The organism is Streptomyces sp. AM25 (assembly GCF_058146165.1).
This window is the reverse complement of record NZ_JBKIWN010000015.1, coordinates 264,051-280,958: the sequence shown is the minus strand read 5'-3', so window position 1 is coordinate 280,958 and position 16,908 is coordinate 264,051. Positions and strand designations below refer to the sequence as shown.

15 protein-coding genes are annotated in these 16,908 nt (G+C 72.1%); 8 read left to right on the top strand and 7 right to left on the bottom strand.

What is annotated here, in order from left to right; all coding sequences use genetic code 11:
• Nucleotides 1-38: 38 nt before the first annotated feature.
• The 3 genes from ACLHRZ_RS21885 to ACLHRZ_RS21875 form a co-directional block, all read right to left on the bottom strand.
• Complete coding sequence (locus ACLHRZ_RS21885; protein ID WP_490420182.1) at nucleotides 39-1,124, bottom strand: sensor histidine kinase; 1,086 nt, start codon at nucleotides 1,122-1,124, stop codon at nucleotides 39-41.
• The gene (locus ACLHRZ_RS21880) at nucleotides 1,121-1,858 is read right to left on the bottom strand and encodes a response regulator transcription factor (RefSeq protein WP_490420181.1); all 738 of its coding nucleotides are present in this window, start codon (nucleotides 1,856-1,858) and stop codon (nucleotides 1,121-1,123) included. The genes ACLHRZ_RS21885 and ACLHRZ_RS21880 overlap by 4 nt, the downstream gene beginning before the upstream one ends.
• Nucleotides 1,859-1,958: 100 nt before the next feature.
• Complete coding sequence (locus tag ACLHRZ_RS21875) at nucleotides 1,959-2,642, bottom strand: spermidine synthase (RefSeq protein ID WP_490420180.1); 684 nt, start codon at nucleotides 2,640-2,642, stop codon at nucleotides 1,959-1,961.
• 103 nt (nucleotides 2,643-2,745) lie between these two features.
• Here ACLHRZ_RS21875 and ACLHRZ_RS21870 point away from each other — a divergent pair, with 103 nt between their 5' ends.
• From ACLHRZ_RS21870 to ACLHRZ_RS21855, 4 genes are all read left to right on the top strand, one after another.
• Complete coding sequence (locus tag ACLHRZ_RS21870) at nucleotides 2,746-3,453, top strand: rhomboid-like protein (RefSeq protein WP_490420179.1); 708 nt, start codon at nucleotides 2,746-2,748, stop codon at nucleotides 3,451-3,453.
• A 149-nt stretch (nucleotides 3,454-3,602) separates the two neighbouring features.
• Nucleotides 3,603-6,011 carry an endopeptidase La gene (gene lon, locus ACLHRZ_RS21865; RefSeq protein WP_490420178.1) on the top strand — a complete coding sequence of 803 codons (2,409 nt, stop codon included), beginning with the start codon at nucleotides 3,603-3,605 and terminating at the stop codon, nucleotides 6,009-6,011.
• Between the two features lie 17 nt (nucleotides 6,012-6,028).
• A complete protein-coding gene (locus tag ACLHRZ_RS21860) occupies nucleotides 6,029-6,862 on the top strand; it encodes an MBL fold metallo-hydrolase (RefSeq protein ID WP_490420177.1) in 834 nt (277 codons plus the stop codon).
• Nucleotides 6,863-6,948: 86 nt separating this feature from the next.
• A complete protein-coding gene (locus ACLHRZ_RS21855; protein ID WP_490420176.1) occupies nucleotides 6,949-7,512 on the top strand; it encodes a Uma2 family endonuclease in 564 nt (187 codons plus the stop codon).
• 16 nt (nucleotides 7,513-7,528) lie between these two features.
• Here the strand turns inward: ACLHRZ_RS21855 and ACLHRZ_RS21850 are convergent, their stop codons facing one another.
• Entirely contained in the window at nucleotides 7,529-7,849 is a 321-nt protein-coding gene (locus ACLHRZ_RS21850) for a hypothetical protein (protein ID WP_490420175.1), read from the bottom strand.
• Nucleotides 7,850-8,094: 245 nt separating this feature from the next.
• On the opposite strand from ACLHRZ_RS21850, the gene ACLHRZ_RS21845 reads away from it, so the two are divergent.
• Nucleotides 8,095-8,346 (top strand): GntR family transcriptional regulator, encoded by a 252-nt coding sequence (locus ACLHRZ_RS21845; RefSeq protein ID WP_490420174.1) that lies wholly within the window; start codon nucleotides 8,095-8,097, stop codon nucleotides 8,344-8,346.
• Between the two features lie 15 nt (nucleotides 8,347-8,361).
• Here ACLHRZ_RS21845 and ACLHRZ_RS21840 read toward each other — a convergent pair whose 3' ends face one another.
• The gene (locus tag ACLHRZ_RS21840; RefSeq protein ID WP_490420173.1) at nucleotides 8,362-8,562 is read right to left on the bottom strand and encodes a hypothetical protein; all 201 of its coding nucleotides are present in this window, start codon (nucleotides 8,560-8,562) and stop codon (nucleotides 8,362-8,364) included.
• 265 nt (nucleotides 8,563-8,827) lie between these two features.
• Between ACLHRZ_RS21840 and ACLHRZ_RS21835 the strand changes: the two genes are divergently transcribed.
• On the top strand, nucleotides 8,828-11,521 hold the full coding sequence (locus ACLHRZ_RS21835) for a M4 family metallopeptidase (protein ID WP_490420172.1): 2,694 nt from the start codon (nucleotides 8,828-8,830) through the stop codon (nucleotides 11,519-11,521).
• Nucleotides 11,522-11,577: 56 nt separating this feature from the next.
• Here ACLHRZ_RS21835 and ACLHRZ_RS21830 read toward each other — a convergent pair whose 3' ends face one another.
• Nucleotides 11,578-12,435 (bottom strand): lysozyme, encoded by an 858-nt coding sequence (locus ACLHRZ_RS21830; RefSeq protein WP_490420171.1) that lies wholly within the window; start codon nucleotides 12,433-12,435, stop codon nucleotides 11,578-11,580.
• 243 nt (nucleotides 12,436-12,678) lie between these two features.
• Between ACLHRZ_RS21830 and ACLHRZ_RS21825 the strand changes: the two genes are divergently transcribed.
• Nucleotides 12,679-13,113, top strand: coding sequence for a MarR family winged helix-turn-helix transcriptional regulator (locus tag ACLHRZ_RS21825; RefSeq protein ID WP_490420224.1), 435 nt, complete (start codon nucleotides 12,679-12,681; stop codon nucleotides 13,111-13,113).
• A 138-nt stretch (nucleotides 13,114-13,251) separates the two neighbouring features.
• On the opposite strand, the gene ACLHRZ_RS21820 is transcribed toward ACLHRZ_RS21825, so the two are convergent.
• Nucleotides 13,252-14,001 (bottom strand): protein phosphatase 2C domain-containing protein, encoded by a 750-nt coding sequence (locus tag ACLHRZ_RS21820; protein WP_490420170.1) that lies wholly within the window; start codon nucleotides 13,999-14,001, stop codon nucleotides 13,252-13,254.
• A gap of 272 nt (nucleotides 14,002-14,273) precedes the next feature.
• On the opposite strand from ACLHRZ_RS21820, the gene ACLHRZ_RS21815 reads away from it, so the two are divergent.
• A complete protein-coding gene (locus tag ACLHRZ_RS21815) occupies nucleotides 14,274-16,865 on the top strand; it encodes a sensor histidine kinase (protein ID WP_490420169.1) in 2,592 nt (863 codons plus the stop codon).
• Nucleotides 16,866-16,908: the final 43 nt, after the last annotated feature.

Below are 16,908 nucleotides of genomic sequence, written 5' to 3'. Positions count from 1 at the left end.
TGTGTGCCTCCACCACCGACCCTACGTCAGATCAGCTCTCAGAGAACGCCCGGAAGAGTGACCTTGATGCGACAGCCGCGCGGGGATTCGGCCACCCCTATGCTCCCGCCGTGCAGGTCCACCGCCCAGCGCGCGATCGCCAGCCCCAGGCCCGTACCGCCGTCCGTGCCCGGGCCCTGCTGACAGGCGTCGCCCCGGTTGAAGCGCTCGAAGACGCGGTGCCGCTCGTCCTCCGGGATCCCCGGGCCCTCGTCCAGCACCTCCAGGGCCAGCGACTGCGCACCGTCGCCGCGCCGGGCACGCACGGTGACGCGCCCGTGCGGGGGGCTGTGCTTGACAGCGTTGTCCACCAGATTCGCCACCACCTGGTGCAGCCGTTCGGCGTCCGCGTGTGCCGTCAGTTCGGGAGGTGAGACGTCCAGGTGCAGGTGGACGTCCTTGCGGGCGCGCGGCGAGGCGCCGCTGCCGCAGGCCATCGACGCCTCCTTGAGCACCCCGGCCAGGTACGGCCACACCTCGAAGCGGCGCGAGTGCAGCGGCACCACCCCGTTGTCCAGCCGCGACAGGTCCAGCAGCTGCTCGACCAGCCGGCCCAGCCGCTCGGTCTGCCGCAGGGCGATCCGCATGGTCTCCGGATCGGGGGCCGAGACCCCGTCCACCACGTTCTCCAGCACGGCCCGCAGCCCCGCGATAGGGGTGCGCAGCTCGTGCGAGACGTTGGCCACCAGCTCCTTGCGGTGGGTGTCCACCGCCTCCAGGTCCGCGGCCATGCGGTTGAACGCCCGGGCCAGATCCCCGAACTCGTCCCGCCGCCCGGTCCGCACCCGCCGGGAGTAGTCCCCCTGCGCCATGGACCGGGTCACCGCGGTCATCTCGTCCAGCGGCGCCGTCAGGCCGTGCGCCACGAACTGGGTGATCAGCAGCGAAGCGATGATCGAGAAGATGGTGATCACCCTGAGCTCCGTCGCCGAGTGGATCGCGACGAACACCAGGAAGGTGGTGATCACCACCGAGACGGTGACCAGCGCCCCCAGCGCGGCCTTGACCGAACGGTAGGGGTCCAGCGGCCGCAGCGCCTCCCACGCACGGCTCCACAGGCCCCGCACCGGCCACCGCCCGGTCATGCCGCCGGGGTCTCCAGCGCGTACCCCACGCCGTGCACCGTGCGGATCCTCTCGGCACCGATCTTGCGGCGCAGCGCCTTGATGTGGCTGTCCACCGTCCGCGTGCCGGAGGCGTCCGCCCAGTCCCACACCTCGGCCAGCAGCTGCTCCCGGGAGAGCACCGCGCGCGGGGTGTTGGCCAGGCAGACCAGCAGGTCGAACTCGGTCGGCGTCAGGTGCACGTCCGCACCCCGCACCCGCACCCTGCGCTGCGCGTGGTCGATCTCCAGCTCGCCGAGCCGCAGGATGCCGCTGCGCGGCGTGTGCGCCGCCAGCGTCGCCCGTTCCACGCGGCGCAGCAGCACGTGCACCCGTGCGGCCAGCTCGCGCATGGAGAACGGTTTGGTCATGTAGTCGTCCGCCCCCACGCCCAGCCCGACCAGCATGTCGGTCTCGTCGTCCCGTGCGGTGAGCATCAGGACGGGCACCGGACGCTGCGACTGCACCCGCCGGCACACCTCCAGCCCGTCGAAGCCGGGCAGCATGACGTCCAGGACCAGCAGGTCCGGCTGCCACGCCTCGGCCGTGTCCACGGCCGCGGGCCCGTCGCCCGCGGTCCGCACCTGAAATCCCTCGGCCCGCAGCCGTGCGGCGATGGCGTCGACGATCGTCCGGTCGTCCTCGACGATCAGTACCCGACGCTGCGCCCCGGCGGCTGCCGCGGTCCCGCTCGGGCCGATGTGTGTCTGCTCCATGCGCCCCGCCCCTAAGCGTCTACCTGTGCCGACTGTGCCGATTCCGCTGGCCACTCGTGCTGTTGTGGCAAGCAGCGTACGGGCACCCGGGCGAGGTCGGCTACGCGGCGAGGAGACCGAGATGGACCACGTCGGGGACGCCCCGGGCAACGCTGATCTCTTCGGTTTTTACCCCGGCGAACCCGGCATTCCGGAGCGCTTCCTCGAACTCCGGGGAGGGCTGCGCCGACCACACGGCGAGCACTCCGCCGGGCCTCAGCAGCTTTCGGCAGGCGGCCAGCCCGGCGGGCGAGTAGAGACCGGCGTTGTCCTCGGTGACGGTCCACCCGGGCCCGTTGTCGATGTCGAGGCAGAGCGCGTCGTGGTGCGCGGCCGGTGCGGTGCGGACGTACGCGACGAGGTCCGCGTGCACGACCTCCGTGCGCGGATCGGCGAGCGCCGGGCCGGAGACCGCCGCGAGCGGCCCGGTGCGGTGCCAGTCGACGACGGCCTGCTCCCGCTCCACGACCGTGATCCGCCCCCAGCGCGGCTCGTCGGCCGCCCGCGCCAGCGAGAAGCCGACGCCCAGGCCGCCGATCAGCACGGCCGGCTCCGGCCGCCCCGGCGGCAGGGCCGCGAGCGCGGCGTCGACCAGCAGCCGCTCCGAGCGGCCGTCGGAAGTGTCCATGAGGAAGCACCCGTTGGCGATGATCTCGTAATGTGTGCCCCGCTGCCGCAGCACGACTTCACCGTGCGGGCCTTCGCGGCGGTCGAGGGTGACGGGGGAGCCGGTGGGGACGGGCATACGGCCTCCGTAAGGGGCTGCGGCCAGAGCTTGCTGCGCGGAACTCCCTTGCACCTTAATGTTTCTGGTGCCAAGGCAGGACAGGCCGGAAGGGGCGGCCCACGTGATCGAGCACGCACGGCGCGGGCTGCGCGGAGTGTGGCGGATGCTGCCGAAGCCGACGAATACGCCCTTCACGTTCTGTTACGCGCTGATTCTGCTCGGTACCGCCCTCTACGCCGACTTCGGCGACCCGGAGACGGTGAGCCTGCTCCTGCGCGAGTCCAGCACGGACGGCGCGCACCTCGCGCAGCGACCGCTCGTCGTGCTGATCGCGAGCGCGCTGTGGGTCGCGGGCGGGCTGCTCTCGGCGTACGGCCTGGCCTTCGCCCTGGTCCTCGCGGCCCTGGAACGCCGGGTGGGCGGGGCCCGCACGGCCGGCGTCTTCCTCCTCGGCCATGTCCTGGCCACGCTGGCCACGGAACTCCCGGTGGCGGGCGCGGTGGCGGCGGGCTCCCTGCCGGAGGCGTCGATGCACCGCCTCGACTACGGCATCAGCTTCGGGCTGATGGCGTGCGTGGGGGCCCTGTCGGGCCTGCTGCCGCGGCGCGGCGAGGTGGCCCTGCTGGGCGTGGCGGGGCTGATGTGCGCGCAGGACCTGATCGAACTGATCGACCCGCTGTCGAGCTGGGGTCATCCGATCGCGCTGTTGACGGGGCTTGCGTGCCGGTCGCTGATCCGTGAGGACGGATCGGCGGGGGAGCCGGAGCCGACGGTGCCGGGGCCCCGTGCGGCGGAGCCGATGGATGAGGACCGGCTGCAGCGGCGCTGAGTGCCGGTGCGGGTCGGCTGTGGCTGATCGCGCAGTTCCCCGCGCCCCTTCGGGGCGCTGATCGCTCACAGCGAACACCCCCACGGAACATCCCTGAGCCCAACGCAGTTGAGTCGGCATAGCTCAACTTGCCTGCCGAAGGGAAGATCATGGCTTCGACGTCCACCCCGCTCACCCTCCCCGTGCTGCCCCTGGATGACGAGGTCGTCCTCCCCGGCATGGTGGTGCCCCTGGACCTCACCGACCCGGACGTCCGCGCAGCGGTCGAGGCGGCCCAGGCCTCGGCCCGGACGGAGGGAGCCGGCGCCAAGCCCCGCGTCCTGCTCGTCCCGCGCATCGACGGCACCTACGCCGCCGCCGGCACCCTCGGCACCGTCGAGCAGGTCGGCCGCCTCTCCGATGGCGACCCGGGCGCCCTCATCCGCGGCGTGAGCCGCGTCCGCATCGGCGCCGGCACCACCGGCCCCGGCGCCGCGCTCTGGGTCGAGGGCACCCGCATCGACGAGCCGGCCCCCGACCCGCTCCCCGGCGCCGTGACCGAGCTGATGAAGGAGTACAAGGCCCTGGCCGCCACCTGGCTCCGCAAGCGCGGCGCCTGGCAGGTCGTGGACCGCGTCCAGCAGATCGAGGACCCCGGCCAGCTCGCCGACAACTCCGGCTATTCGCCGTTCCTCACCGTCGTCCAGCGCGTCGAACTCCTGGAAACGGCCGACCCGGTCGCCCGTCTCCGCCTCTCCGTGAAGTGGCTCAGCGACCACATCGCCGAGCAGGACGTGGCCGAGTCGATCGCCAAGGACGTCCAGGAGGGCGTGGACAAGCAGCAGCGCGAGTTCCTGCTGCGCCGCCAGCTGGAGGCCGTCCGCAAGGAGCTGGCCGAGCTCAACGGCGACCCGGAGAACGAGTCCGAGGACTACCGCACCCGCGTCGAGGCCGCCGACCTCCCGGAGAAGGTCCGCGAGGCCGCGCTCAAGGAGGTCGACAAGCTGGAGCGCGCCTCCGACCAGAGCCCCGAGGGCGGCTGGATCCGCACCTGGCTGGACACGGTCCTGGAACTCCCGTGGAACAGGCGCACCGAGGACGCCTACGACATCCCCGGCGCCAAGGCCGTCCTCGACGCGGACCACGCGGGACTGGAGGACGTCAAGGAACGGATCACCGAGTACCTGGCCGTGCGCAAGCGGCGCGCCGGCCGGGGGCTCGGGGTGGTCGGAGGGCGGCGCGGGGGCGCGGTGCTCGCGCTCGTCGGCCCGCCCGGCGTGGGCAAGACGAGCCTCGGCGAGAGCGTGGCCCGGGCGATGGGCCGCGAGTTCGTCCGGGTCGCCCTCGGCGGTGTCCGCGACGAGGCCGAGATCCGCGGCCACCGGCGCACGTACGTCGGCGCGCTCCCCGGCCGGATCGTCCGCGCCCTCAAGGAGGCCGGCTCCATGAACCCGGTCGTCCTGCTCGACGAGATCGACAAGGTCGGCTCGGACTTCCGCGGCGACCCGGCCGCGGCCCTGCTGGAGGTCCTGGACCCGGCCCAGAACCACACCTTCCGGGACCACTACCTGGAGGTCGAACTCGACCTCTCCGACGTGGTGTTCCTGGCCACGGCCAACGTCCTGGAGGCCATCCCGGAGGCCCTGCTGGACCGCATGGAGCTGGTCCGCCTCGACGGCTACACCGAGGACGAGAAGGTCGTCATCGCCCGCGACCACCTGCTGCCGCGGCAACTGGAGCGCGCGGGACTGGAACCGGGCGAGGTCGTCCTGGAGGACGAGGCGCTGCGCAGGCTGGCCGGCGAGTACACGCGCGAGGCGGGCGTGCGCAACCTGGAGCGCGCCGTCGCGCGCCTGCTCCGCAAGGTGGCGGCGCAGCACGAACTGGGCGAGCGGGAGCTGCCGTTCACGATCGGCGCGGACGAACTCCGTCCGCTGATCGGCCGCCCGCACCACACCCCCGAGTCCGCGCAGGACCCGGCGGAGCGCCGTACGTCCGTACCGGGCGTGGCGACGGGCCTGGCGGTGACGGGCGCGGGCGGCGACGTCCTGTACGTGGAGGCGTCGCTGGCGGACCCGGAGACGGGCGGGGCCGGTCTGACCCTGACGGGCCAGCTCGGGGACGTGATGAAGGAGTCGGCGCAGATCGCCCTGTCCTTCCTGCGCTCCCACGGCGCGGAACTGGAGCTTCCGGTCGGCGACTTCAAGGAGCGCGGCGTCCACCTGCACGTCCCCGCGGGCGCGGTACCGAAGGACGGCCCGAGTGCGGGCATCACGATGACGACGGCCCTGGCCTCCCTCCTCTCGGGCCGTCAGGTGCGCCCGGACGTGGCGATGACGGGCGAGGTCTCGCTGACGGGCCGGGTCCTGCCGATCGGCGGAGTGAAGCAGAAGCTGCTCGCGGCGCACCGGGCCGGAGTGACGACGATCATCATCCCGAGGCGGAATGAGCCGGATCTGGACGACGTTCCGGCAGAGGTGCTGGCCACGCTGGATGTTCATCCGGTATCGGATGTCCGACAGGTTCTGGAGCTGGCACTGACGCCGGCGACGGCGGCCGCGCTGCCGGCAGCGGCGTAACGACGAAGGGGATGGACATGAGCGAACGACTGAGGCGCCCGTCGGGCATCCGCTCCCTGCAACTGGGCGAAACGAAGGTCACGTACGTGCCGGACGGCGAGGCGCAGCTGTCGCTGCGCCACTGGTTCCCGGACACGACGGACGCGGACCGGGCGGACTGCACGAAGTACTTGGACGAGTCCGGCTACCTCGTGGCGAGCATCGGCGGCCTGCTGGTCGAGCGCGCCGACCGCGCCCTGCTCATCGACTCGGGCCTCGGCCCGACGTCCTCACCCGCCCAGCCCGGCAACCCCGTCGGCGCGATGTCGGGCGGCGCCCTCCTCGACAACCTGGCGGGCCTGGGCCGCCCGGCCGCCCGGATCGAGGCGGTGGCTTTCACCCACCTCCACGGCGACCACGTGGGCTGGGTCGACCACGAGGGCCTGAACGGCCCGGAGTTCCTCTTCTCGGAGGGGGAGTGGCGGCACCGCGACGCGGTGCACAACGCCCCGCCGGCGGAGACCCTCAAGGCCATGGAACCGAGGGTGCGCACGGTGGCGGACGGGGAGGAGATCTTCCCGGGAGTGCGGGTCATGCTCACCCCCGGCCACACGCCGGGCCACACGGCGTACGTGATCGACGGCGGCGACCGCCGCCTGATCGCCTTCGGCGACGCGTTCCACACGCCGCTGCAGATGACGCACCCGGAATGGCGCGTGACGGTCGACCACGACGCGGAGGGCGGCATCGCCTTCCGCCGGCAGCTGGTGGAACAGCTCGCCGAGCCGGGGACGGTCGGCTTCGGCGTCCACTTCGCGGACGTGGTGTTCGGGCGGGTGTCGGGGGGCGGCTGGTTGCCGGTGGACGAGTGACCTGAGCCTGTACGTGTCCCGGCGGCTGTGCGGTTCGTTGAACTGTGCGGTTGCCGGGACATGTTGGCAGCCGGGGAGGGGGTACGGTGACCATCGCGCCGACCGACAACGAGGGCTTGGACGAGATGTTCGAGCTGCTCTACACGATCACGCCGGGCGGCTGCAAGTCCGAGATCGTGGGCGGTGCCATCCTCATGGTGCCGAAGCGGGACGAGCACTGGGACATCATCTCGGATGTGCTGAGCCAGATGACCGATCACTTCGGGCCGGACATCAAAATCATGCACGATGTGCGCCTCGATCTCCCGGGCTACGGCAATGCGTTTGCTCCCGGCCTTTACAAGCTGAGGGACGGTGCGGAGCACGACGCAAAGGGCAACTGGCGTTACGAGGACGTCGAGTTCGTGCTGGAGGTGACCGCGCGGGGGACGGCTGACCGCGAATACGGTGCAAAGAAGGCGGCCTACGCCGCCGGTGGGATCCCGGTGCACGTGATCGCGGATCCGCACACCGGGCGCTGCCATGTGCACACGCTGCCGGTGGATGGTGAGTACCGGAGCCATGTGGTGGCCGAATTCGGTGAACCGATCGACCTCACGAGGACGGCCCTCGGCCTCACCTTGACCACCGACGAATTCGTCCGGGGCTGAGGCTCTGCCCCGGGGCTCAGCCCTGCATCTTCGGCGCCGAGTGTGCGGCGATCCAGTGAGTCCACGTGGCAGCGGTGGCCTGCGGCCGGGATCCAGCATCGGCCTTCTGCCGGACGGCATCCAGCTCGACGCATTCGACGCAATCGCTCCGGTAGGGCAACAACCCAGCCGAGCTTAGCTCTTCCCGCGTTGCGAGCCGCAGGGCGGAGGCGGGCACTTCCCAGGTCAGGGCACCATCGGGCCGCCGGACCTGCACGCGGCCGCCCTTCTCCCCGACCACCTGCGCCAGCCTGCCCTCACGGACGTCCACGACGTAGGCACCGTTCCGGTACGTCACCCCGCAGCACCTTCCGCCCTGTTCGTACCGGCGAAGCAGAGCTCTGTCCTCGCCTGCCTGAACCACCCGGCGATAGCCTCGCGCACGTCGACGCTCCTCATCAGCGTTGGCCATGCCCCGGGGCGCTGGCAGGCGCCGCCGGGGTCTCACATGCCGCGAACGTATAGCGATTGATGGAGCGGTATAGAGCAGTAAGACGCTATCCACTCCAACGTGTTGCGGCTCGTTGCTCTATGTTGACTGACATGGCAGGTGAGCAGGGCGCTTCGCCCATCGACCCGACGCGTGCGGCCTACGTGTACATGCAGGTCGCAGACCACATCGCTGCCCAGATCGAAGCGGGCGCGCTGAAGCGGGGCGCCCGGCTGCCGGGCGAGCGGGACTTGGCCGAGCAGTACGGGGTGGCGATCGGCACCACCCGCCGTGCCATTCAGGAACTGCGGGACCGGGGCCTTCTGGTCACTCTGCCCGCCAAGGGAACCTTCGTCGTCGAGTAGTCGCCGTCCACGACGTCACCCCTCCTCCACCGCCGCCCTCCGGCCGGCCAGGCGGTCCTCGTCCGCCGCGTTGCCGGTGCGGGCCTCGGTGCGGCGCCCCTTGGCCAAGTAGTCGCGCACGATCAACTCGACCGCGTCCTGCGGGCTTCTGGTGCCCGACAGCAGCATGACCTCGATCGCCAGATCGCTGTCCAGGCTGATGGTGACCTTGGCCATGACACTCCTCGTGGAAGGCGACGGCTCAGTCTGCATCGCCTTGCCGGAACCGGCAATCAGCTTCATTCGGCCGGAAGTTGACCCTCTGGGCGTACGCGCCATTGATCCGGCTCCGTCGCGCCGATTGCATATGCCCGACCACACGTGACGGAGGGGGAACTCCTTGCGCAAGCCCAGAGCAGGTTCGGGAAGAAGACCGGCCGGCACATCCGGCATAGCAGGGGCGGCAGCGCTACTCGGCGCTGTCGCCCTCGTCGTTTCCGCGGTGCCCGCGCACGCGGCACCCGGTGAGCGCGTCGAAGTCGTCCCCGGGAAGGGAACCTCCACCCCCTCCCTCGTCGACGGCATCCGCGACCGCGCCAAGGCCACCGGCAACGCCGCCGACGCCGCCCGCGAGCACCTCGCGGACAAGCAGGGCCGGTACCACATCGGCGATCCGCAGCGTGATCTCGAACCGCTGCAGACGCAGAGCACCGGCGCCACCGAGACCGTCCGGCTGCAGCAGAAGCACCGCGGTATCGACGTCCTCGGCGGGCAGTACGTCGTCCGGATGGAGAGGAAGGGCGGCAAGCGCGTCGTCACCGGCACCTCCGGGCGGTACTTCACCCGGCTGACGGCCGACACCAGGGCGGCCGTGACCCAAGACGTCGCCGTCGAGCGTGCCGTCGCCGCCGTGCGGGCCCAGATCGGCGGGCGGGCGCTCGACAAGACCGACATCGGCCGGCCGGAGCGCCAAGGGCTGACCCCGTCCGCCGAGTCCCTCGGCGGCACCGCCCGCGGGCTCGTCGTGCTGCCCAAGGGCGACGGCGTGCTCACCCAGCACGTCACCGTCCGCGGCACCAACCCCGCCACCGGCGAACCGGTCCTCCGCGAGGTCTACATCGACGCCCAGGCCGGTTATCCCGTGCTGCAGTACAGCGGGATCAAGACCTTCGGGGCTGCCAGGACCGCAGCGCCCGCCAAGGCCGGGATCACGGCCGACGTTCCCGCCCCCGCCACCGGCTCCGGCGTCAAGTACGACGGCACCACCGTCGACCTCAACCTCACCAAGGACCCCGGCCGCAACGAATACGTCATGCGCGACACCACCCGCATGAGCAACGAGATCGCCACCTGGGACGCCCGCGGCAAGGACGTCGGCGAGGTGTCCGGCCAATGGCCCGGCGACATCAAGGAGTTCGGCTCCACCACCCCCGCCTTCGGCGCGGACGCCACCGAGGCCGGTGCCGTCGACGCCCACTGGGCGGCCGGCAAGGTCTACGACTACTACAAGAACGTCCACGGCCGCGACAGCCTCGACGGCCGTGGCATGGCCATCAACTCCCTCGTCGGCGTCACCGAGTCCGGCTCGGCGTACATCAACGCCTTCTGGGACGGCACCAAGATGGTCTACGGCGGCGGCAACGACGAGTACCGGACGCTCTCCGCCGATCTGGACGTCGTCGGCCACGAGATGACCCACGGCGTCGTGGAGCACACAGCCGACCTCGTCTACGCGGGCCAGTCCGGCGCCCTCAACGAGGCCCTCGCCGACTACTTCGGCCAGGCCATCTCCGTGGACGCCGCCGGAGTGTCCATGGACGACCCGGACTCCGGGCTCCTCGGCGGACACCTGTGCCGCAGGAAGTCGCCGCGCGAGTGCGCGTTCCGCGACCTCAACGACGGCGCGACGACCTCGAAGAACTTCCTCGGCGTCGGCTTCGCCACCGACAACGGCGGTGTGCACCTCAACTCCACCATCTTCTCCGGTGCGTTGTGGGACATCCGCAAGGACCTCGGCGGCAAGCTCGCCGACCGCATCGTCTACAAAGCGCTGTCGGAGTACATGACGCCGCTGGACGGCTACACCGAGGGCCGCAACGCGGTCATCGCCGCCGCCAGGGACCTGGGCCTCTCCTCCGGCGACGTCAACACGGTCACCCGCTCCTTCAACGCCCACGGCATCGTCACCGACTGGGAACTGGCGCTCGGTGTCGACACCGACGTCCTGCTCGGCAAGGTCGACACCGTCGAGTCGTCCGTCGGCGCGGGCGGTGGCTGGTGGGCCGCCTCCCAGTCCAACGACTCCGGTACCGAGGCGTACTCGGTCTGGGCAGGACGCGCCGACGGCAAGGGCGCCCCGAAGCTCATCAGCCCCAACGACGGCCGCTACCACGTCAGTCCGGTGACCGACGGCAGGACGGTGGTCTGGCTGGCGTACGGGCCGAAGGGCATCGACATCCTCGCCCGGCCGCTCGCGGGCGGGCCGATCAAGACGCTGCGGTCCGGCAAGGCACCGCTCTCCGGGGTGCGGGTCGACGGTGACGTCGTGGTCTTCGAGACCGCGTCCCGCATCGGCACCCGGCATGTGGGCTACCTGAGGCTGAGCGACCCGGCAGCGGTCTTCGTCGAGGACCGGGCCACGTACAAGTCCGCCACCGCCATGCCCTCGATCGGCAACGGCCGCATCGCCTACGCCAAGCTCTATCCCGAGAACGGCACCTACAAGTTCGGTACCGAGGTGCTCGACCTCATGACCGGCAAGAAGACCCTGACCCGGCAGCTCGGCACGCCCGAGGGCATCGGCCAGACCGGCATCAACGGCAAGAACGTCTTCTGGCTGGCCGACGAGTCCAAGGGCACGGGCCAGATGGGCGTGCGGCGCGCTGCGCTCGACGGCACGGGTGCCGTGGATCTGAGCAAGGAGGCCGCCGCCGGCCTCTTCCCCTTCGACCTGACCGTCTCCCAGGACGCGGTGACCGTCACCTCGCAGCCGCCGGGCCTGCCGACCGGCAATCAGTCCACGGCCAAGCTGTGGCAGTTCTCCGCGGACGGCCGGGCGCTCGGCCGGGTCTCCTGCAACCGCGGTGAGCAGTTCTCCGCCGCCGCTGCCGGCGGCCGGCAGGTGGTGTGGCTCGACGGCACGACCGGCTTCACCGACCTGGTGACGCGGACCCGCCCCGCGGGCACCTGCGGTTGACGCACGCAACGCCAAGGGCCCCCGGCGCCGATGTGCCGGGGGCCCCGCCGTGTGCCTCAGCCGTCGGCCAGCGCCTGCAGGCGGCTGAACGCGCCGTTGAAGCGGTTGTGGTCACCGACCGTCGGGCCCGAGTCGGTGTACTGCCAGATGGTGTGGAAGGACCAGCCCCTCGGGAGCTCCCCTACGGACTTGCCGTATTGCGGTATCCACAGCGGATTGACGTCGCCGAACCTGCTGTAGTTCCCCATGCACTCCTTCCACCACTTGGTGGCCGTGTAGAGCAGGGCCTCCCGCCCGGTGCGGCGGTAGTAGCGGTCGAAGAAGTCGCCCACCCAGTCGATCAGCTCGTCCGAGCTCATCCCGTAGCAGGCGTCCCCGTAGGGGTTCCACTCCAGGTCGAGGACGCCCGGCAGCGTCTTGTGGTCGTGCGACCAGCCGCCGCCGTGCCGGGCGAAGTAGTCCGCCTGTGAAGTGCCGCTGGAGTTGTCGGGCAGGGCGAAGTGGTACGCGCCCCGGATCATGCCGGCGTCGTACGAGCCGTCGTACTGCTGGGTGAAGTAGGGGCTGGTGTAGCTGGTGCCCTCGGTCGCCTTGACGTAGGCGAAGCGGGCCCCGCTCTTCTTCAGCTTGGACCAGGAAACGTTGCCGTTGTGGCTGCTGACGTCGACGCCCTCGACGGAGGCGGACCGCGAGCCCTGGCCCTCGTCCTGGCCGCGTTCGTGGTCCGGGACGGTGACGCCCATCCAGTCCTGCGCGGGGTGGGTGGGGTGCTTCGTGGGGGCGTACGACGCGTCGGCCGCACCGGGCAGGGTGATCAGCAGGGCCAGGGCGGCCAGGACGGACAGCAGGGGGACGAGCGGCCGGGGCACCGCGATGGGTCTGCGGCGCTCCCGGCCGGAGCAGTGCACGGGCATTGGCGTGCCTCCGGTGCCTGGGTGGGGGCTAGGTTGGTATGACCATGCCATTACCGAAGCTATGGGCGCAGATACACGCCGCGACAGGGCCCCGGGGTGCTGCCGTTGGTCTAATCCTGCGAAATACTGACAGAGCTGCGGCAACGGTCCGCGGACCCGAGAACTTTTCATCGGCTGAAAGCCGAAATGAGGCGGAGAGGGCCTGACGTGCACCAGACCGGTACCCCGGAGCCCGGCGAAGGCATGGACCACGAGGAATTTCTCGCCCTGGAGCGCGAGCTGGCCGTGTTCCTGCGCCGGGCCCGCGCCTCGTCCGGGGAGATGGCCCGGGAGGTCCACCCCGACCTGGAGCCGGCGGCCTACGGGCTGCTGATCCGCCTCGTGGAGGCCGGGCAGCAGCGGGCCACGGACCTCGCTGCCTATTTCGGGGTCGGGAAGGCCACGATGAGCCGCCAGCTGCGGGCGCTGTGCGAGCTGGGATTCGTCGAGCGGGAGCCGGATCCGGCCGATGGCCGGGCGTCCCTGATCCGTGTCACGGAGGAGGGCGGGGCCCGCTTCCAGCGGGTTCGCGATGCGCGGCGGGCGCAGTACATGAGCAAGCTGGCCGACTGGGACCGGAACGAGATTGCGGAGCTGGCGAGGCTTTTGCATCAGCTGAACGTGAGCGCGGAGGGTTAGGGGTTTCTGGGCCCGGTTCGGCGGCTGCGGGTCCGTCGTGGCCGATCGCGCAGTTCCCCGCGCCCCTTACGGGGCGCACGCGCCCACGCGGCGGAGCCGCAAATCGAAACAGCCCCGCGCCCCTTACGGGGCGCCCCTCTACGGCACCACGTACAGCGCCGTCGCGTCGTCGTGCCGCTTGCCGAGGCGCCGCTCGGTGGCCCGCTCCGCCGCGCGTACGCGGTCGATCAGTGCCTGCGGCCCCTCCTTGGACAGAAGGGCGGCGCAATCCGCCCAGTCCCCCTCCCCGAACACCTCCACCCACCGGCTCGCCCCGTCCGTCAGCGCCGCCAGTGCCCGCACCTCCGCCCGCGGCAGCGCACCCGTGACGGCGCGGGCGGCCACGGCCGGATCCGCGGCGGCCGTGAAGAAGCCGCCCTCCGCGTTGCGCTGGGCGTCCGTCACGGGGCCGAGCGCGGCCAGCCGGTCGATCCGGTCGTCCTGGACGGCACGCACCCCGCGCCCGTCCGACAACAGCAACACCGAGTCCGACAGCACCAGATACTCCACCCGCTCCGCGTCCCACCGCGCGACGACCACCGTCGTCTGCGGCGTCCGCCGGTGCGTCAGGTCGCACGTGTCCCGATGAGCCGCAGCCGTACGGTCGATGGCGGCCGACAGGCATGAGGCGAGAGTCAACTCCCGTTCGACGCCTGCCAGGTGGAGCAGCGCTCCGCCCAACCGCTCCACGAACCACGGCACCCCGTGCCGGCACCCCGTACCGCCGTCCTCCGGCGGCGTCACCCCGTCGAGAAGGACGAACGCGCCGTCCGCCCCTCCGCTCACCGACGCGAAATCCTCGTTCCGGCGCCCCGGAACACCCGGCTGAGTGGCGAGTTCGATACGCATGCGGCCAGTGTGCAGGATGCCGGAATTTCCCTGGCCGTTGGCGCGCATCCTTCCGGCGTGCCGGGCGGTTTACCGGGTGGGCACGTGCCGGGGGGAAACGCGGCGGGTGCCGTCAGCAGGAATCAGGGGATCCAACGTGAAGTTCCGGGTGAGCTTCACTCCTTCGAATGAGCGGGGGAGTGAAGCAGGCCTGCCTCAGACGGGTGCTGAAAGGGTCAAATCAGTACCGCAGGACCAGGGGCGGGACGGACGCGAGCAGATTGTGAGCACCGGTGCGGAAGAAGCGGCTTCGGGGCGGCCAGCGCGAGCAGCAGACCACGGCGGTGCCGGAGCGCACCGCCCGCGCCCGCAACCGGCTCATCGCCTCCGTGACGGTCGTGTCGCTCACGGTGCTCGGAGCAGGCGCCTTCGGCATCGCCGACGCCCTGCGGGACCGCGAGGAGTCCCAGCGGCTGGCCGCGTTCGCCAAGGCCGACAGCGCCGCCGTCGCGCTCGCGCACTCCCTGGCCGACGAGCGCGACGCCATGACCGCCTACGCGGCCGCGGGGCGCGGCAGCGCGCCCGCCGTGCCGGACGCCCAACGGGCCCGTGTGGACCGGCAGATCGAGGATTTCGGACACTCCGCCCCGGCGTCCGTGCGGGACCTCCTCGACGGGCTCCCCGAGGTGCGCCGCAAGGCCCTCGCCGGGCCCGGTGACGCCCTGACGGTCTTCACCGCCTACACCGCCGTCGTGCAGGCCCTGCACGGGGTCGGCGGCGCGCTCGTCCACCGGCTGCCCGCCCGCGCGGCCGCGGGGGACGCGGCCGCGCTGCCCCCGCTGGGCCGCGCCGTCGAGGAGGCCTCGGCCACCCGCGGGCTGCTGCTGGCCGCCCTCGCCGCCCGCGGCCGCTCCGAACTCGGCGCCGCCGCCCAGCAGTCCGCGCTGCGCGAGCGGTCCGCCCTCGCCGACTTCCGGCAGCTGGCCGGGGCCGACACGCGGGACTCGTACGCCCGCGCCGTCGGCGGCCCCGGCAGCGCCGATGCCGACGCCCTGCTCGACCACCTCGTCGCCGGCCCGCCCGCCACGGCGGCGGCCGACGCGGAGGGCACCAGATCGCCGGAGGAGATCCGTGCGGCCCTGACCGCCCGGATCGAGGCCATGCGCGGGGTCGAGTCCGGCCTCGCCACGGACGCCATGGCCCGCCTCGCCCGGCTGCGCACCCACGACCTCGAAGCCCTCGAAGTCCGCAGCGCCCTGGCCGCGTTGTGCTTCCTCCTCGCCCTCGGCACCGGCACCGCCGCCGCCCGTTCGGTCACCCGGCCGCTGTCCGCGCTGCGGCGCGGTGCCCGGCGCGTGTGCGCCGAGCCGCTGACGCGCGACCCGGTCGCCGTCAAGGGCCGGGACGACGAGTTCGCCGAGATCGCCCGGTCGGTCAACGTGCTGCACGGCACGATCGTCCGGCAGCGGGAGCGCATGAACTTCCTGGAGGGCGAGCGCACCCGGCTCGACGGCGCCCGGCGCGACATGGCCGAGGAGCGCGACACGCTGCGCGCCCGGCACCAGGAGCTCGCCGACCGGCTGTCCTGCCTCACCGGGCGGATCCACGCCACCGTCGTCAACCTCTCGCTGCGCACCCTGGGCCTGGTCGAGCGGCAGCTGTCGGTCATCGAGTCCCTGGAGGCCCACGAGGCCGATCCGGACCGTCTCGCCGTGCTGTTCAAACTTGACCACCTTGCCACGCGCATGCGCCGCCACAACGAGAACCTGCTGGTCCTCGCCGGAGCCGAGCACGGCGGCGGGCACACCGGGGCCGTCCCCCTGCTGGACGTGCTGCGGGCGGCCGTCAGCGAGATCGAGCGCTACGAGCGCGTCCGCATCCACTCCCTGCCCGCCCGGTCCCAGCTCGTCGGGTTCGCGGCGGACGATGTCAGTCACCTGGTGGCCGAACTGCTGGAGAACGCCACCGCGTTCTCGCCGCCGGACGTGCAAGTGCAGGTCTCCGGATGGCTGTTGGAGAACGGCGAGGTCATGCTCTCCGTCCAGGACGAGGGCATCGGCATGTCCCCCGAGCGTCTGGAGGAGCTCAACGCCCTCCTCGCGCAGCCCGATCCGGACCCGGGCCGGATCCCCCTGGGGACGCGCAAGCAGGGCCAGGGGCCGGGCGACGAGGCGGCCCGCCCCGTCATGGGCCTCGGCCTGTACGTCGTCGCCCGGCTCGCCGCCCGGCACGGGGTGCGCGTCAAGCTGCGCGAGCAGCGGCCCGGCGGCATCACGGCCGTCGTCGTACTGCCCGCCCACCTGCTGCCCACCGACGCCCCGCCGCCCGATCCCGCCGCGGCACCGCCCGTGCCCGGCGCCGGCACGGCACCGCCGCGCGTCAACCTGCCGGGCGCCGTCGCCGAGGCCAACTCCCATACGCTGCCCGGCCGCTCCCTCCGTAAGACTGAAACCGCACACCGCTCGCCGGTCCACGCCACGGCGCCCGACGACTCCGAGCGGACGATGGAGCTCCGCGCCGTACGGGACGGCCACCGCCCCCCGCCGGGCCGCCACGCCCGCCCCGGGGCCCCGGCCCCCCGCCGCCCCGCGGAACCCGCCCCCGCCCCGGAGCCACCGGCCCCCCGGCCCGTGCCGCCGCCCCGCGAGGTCACCGGGACGGGCCTGCCCAAGCGCACGCCGCGGACCGTCGCCCAGAAGCCCGTGCCGCTCAGCGTGCGGCACGGTGTGGACGCCGACGCACTGCGCCGCAAGCTCGCCGGATTCCAGCAGGGCGCCCGGGACGGACGGCGCGATGTCGAGGCGGAGTTGACGGAACGTGATATTGGTCGGCGTCGCACGGGGGCATCGGACGACGGCGGCACTGTCGAGGAGGCACGCGGTTGACTGCATTTTCCCAGGGGGCGACGCCCGTCACCCCCGTCGGCAC

Excerpts from the sequence above, each read along its gene's own strand:
- ACLHRZ_RS21885 (WP_490420182.1), bottom strand. The coding sequence starts at position 1,124 with ATGACCGGGCGGTGGCCGGTGCGGGGCCTGTGGAGCCGTGCGTGGGAG.
- ACLHRZ_RS21880 (WP_490420181.1), bottom strand. The coding sequence starts at position 1,858 with ATGGAGCAGACACACATCGGCCCGAGCGGGACCGCGGCAGCCGCCGGG.
- ACLHRZ_RS21875 (WP_490420180.1), bottom strand. The coding sequence starts at position 2,642 with ATGCCCGTCCCCACCGGCTCCCCCGTCACCCTCGACCGCCGCGAAGGC.
- lon (WP_490420178.1), top strand. The coding sequence starts at position 3,603 with ATGGCTTCGACGTCCACCCCGCTCACCCTCCCCGTGCTGCCCCTGGAT.
- ACLHRZ_RS21860 (WP_490420177.1), top strand. The coding sequence starts at position 6,029 with ATGAGCGAACGACTGAGGCGCCCGTCGGGCATCCGCTCCCTGCAACTG.
- ACLHRZ_RS21845 (WP_490420174.1), top strand. The coding sequence starts at position 8,095 with ATGGCAGGTGAGCAGGGCGCTTCGCCCATCGACCCGACGCGTGCGGCC.
- ACLHRZ_RS21840 (WP_490420173.1), bottom strand. The coding sequence starts at position 8,562 with ATGGCCAAGGTCACCATCAGCCTGGACAGCGATCTGGCGATCGAGGTC.
- ACLHRZ_RS21830 (WP_490420171.1), bottom strand. The coding sequence starts at position 12,435 with ATGCCCGTGCACTGCTCCGGCCGGGAGCGCCGCAGACCCATCGCGGTG.
- ACLHRZ_RS21825 (WP_490420224.1), top strand. The coding sequence starts at position 12,679 with ATGGACCACGAGGAATTTCTCGCCCTGGAGCGCGAGCTGGCCGTGTTC.
- ACLHRZ_RS21820 (WP_490420170.1), bottom strand. The coding sequence starts at position 14,001 with ATGCGTATCGAACTCGCCACTCAGCCGGGTGTTCCGGGGCGCCGGAAC.